Below are 1,613 nucleotides of genomic sequence, written 5' to 3'. Positions count from 1 at the left end.
GTTATAACCTTGCCCTGAGCATCGCCTCTGCTGCTTTTGTCGCCAGTACTCTCAGTGGACTGGGGCTGGTGTTTCACTGGGGACATTCGCGGGAAATAGCCGTGGCCACTTCCGTTCTTTTTTTGATTCCGGGCGTGCCCCTGATCAACGGTGTTATTGATCTTCTGCATGGTCATATCATTGTCGGACAAGCACGAGTCACCCATGGCATCGTTATCGCATTGGCTATTGCCATGGGTATCGTCATCAGCTCCGCACTGTTGGGGGTTCATCAACTATGAGCGGATTGCTGTTAGAAAAGTGTGTTTGGGCTGCTCTGGCTGCAATGGGCTTTGCCACACTGTTCACTTCGCCCCTCCGGGCATTCTGGGCTTCGGCTTTTCTGGCCGCCCTGGGATACGGACTGAGAGGCATAGCTCTGCATTTTGGTCTCGATATGCTGACATCCACACTGCTGGCGTCGTGCACCATCGGGCTGCTGTCTATTCAGTTAGCACATTGGGTGCACACGCCCACAACTGTGTTCATGGCACCTGCCGTTATTCCGATGGTGCCGGGTGTCTACGCCTACAGAAGTATGATGGGGCTCATAGAAATGAGTCAGACCGCCACGTTCTCAAGCGATCTTTTAATGCAGACCATCAGTGATGGGCTGAATACGATATTTATTCTTTTATCCCTGGCCGTCGGTGTCACGATTCCATCCCTGCTCTTTAAGAATCGCAGCGTCAAAGACATCCGTTTGTTGAAATCCCGCCGACCCAGAGTTTAGTGCCCCCTTCATAGATGCGCAGCGGCTTAAGCTGTCATCCAGGGAGTCTCAGGCAGTTTGTCGAGATTCTGCTCATATCTCCTCAGATTAAACGATGCATTATTTTGAATGACATCGATAATTTCAACAGAGAGCGCGCAGGCGATGTAGTCCATGGCTTCCTGTCTCTCCATACCCGTCATAGTCAGCCTGAGTAGCGTCTCCTTGACTCTTGTGGGGTTATTCTCAGTCACCTGATTTTCAACGATTTCCAGCAAATGGGCCTCGGTGACCAGATCATCATCACTCATAACGGTTTTCCAAACGAACAAATTAGTTAATCTTAGCGTTTTAACCCATTGATTGGCAGCTTGGCGATGACTGAAGTGATTGAGATACGGGAAGACTATTATTTGATCAACTTTCAGTCGCTGCTGGATTTCGTTACTTATCAATATGAAGACCTTTTGGTGGATGATGAGAGCACTTTTATCAACCACTTCCGTAATGCCTCTGAACCTGCCCGGCGTCTCTACGTCCGTCTGATTTGCAGAAAGGGACCTTTGTTTCGTTCAGACACATTGAAATATCCGGAGATATTGGACATAACCCCGGCGGCCCGTGAACTTGAGAAACTGGGGTTAATGGCCATCAATACTGATACTGACGTCTCAGAAATGGTGAAGCTTGGCACCAAAGCGGAGCTTTTAAAGTGGTTCAGCTCAGTCAGTGACATTTCCTCAAAGCTGAAAAGACCTGATCTCGTTGAACGGATTGTGACCGAAGTCTCTCAGTCACCCACTCTGCCTTTTGATATCTATGAGCCTCTTTTCGCAGAACAAGTTAAGAATCTACAGTTCCT

The 1,613-nt window shown here is 48.8% G+C and carries 3 protein-coding genes and 1 pseudogene; 3 read left to right on the top strand and 1 reads right to left on the bottom strand.

All coding sequences use genetic code 11. The annotated features are described in order from the left end of the window. Positions 1-281, top strand: a 281-nt coding sequence (locus KDK16_RS04420) for a threonine/serine exporter family protein (RefSeq protein WP_257274859.1), incomplete at its 5' end; no start/stop codon positions are given. After that, on the top strand, positions 278-772 hold the full coding sequence (locus tag KDK16_RS04415; RefSeq protein ID WP_257274858.1) for a threonine/serine exporter family protein: 495 nt from the start codon (positions 278-280) through the stop codon (positions 770-772). The genes KDK16_RS04420 and KDK16_RS04415, both read left to right, overlap by 4 nt. A 26-nt stretch (positions 773-798) precedes the next feature. Here KDK16_RS04415 and KDK16_RS04410 read toward each other — a convergent pair whose 3' ends face one another. Next, positions 799-1,083: a hypothetical protein gene (locus tag KDK16_RS04410; RefSeq protein WP_257274857.1), complete on the bottom strand. Its 285-nt coding sequence runs from the start codon at positions 1,081-1,083 to the stop codon at positions 799-801. Between the two features lie 45 nt (positions 1,084-1,128). Between KDK16_RS04410 and KDK16_RS04405 the strand changes: the two are divergent. Further along, positions 1,129-1,613, top strand: a pseudogene (locus tag KDK16_RS04405) (hypothetical protein); the annotation flags it as partial.

The organism is Endozoicomonas sp. SESOKO4 (genome assembly GCF_024606275.1).
The sequence above is the reverse complement of the archived record's forward strand: the minus strand, read 5'-3'. Positions and strand labels throughout refer to the sequence as shown.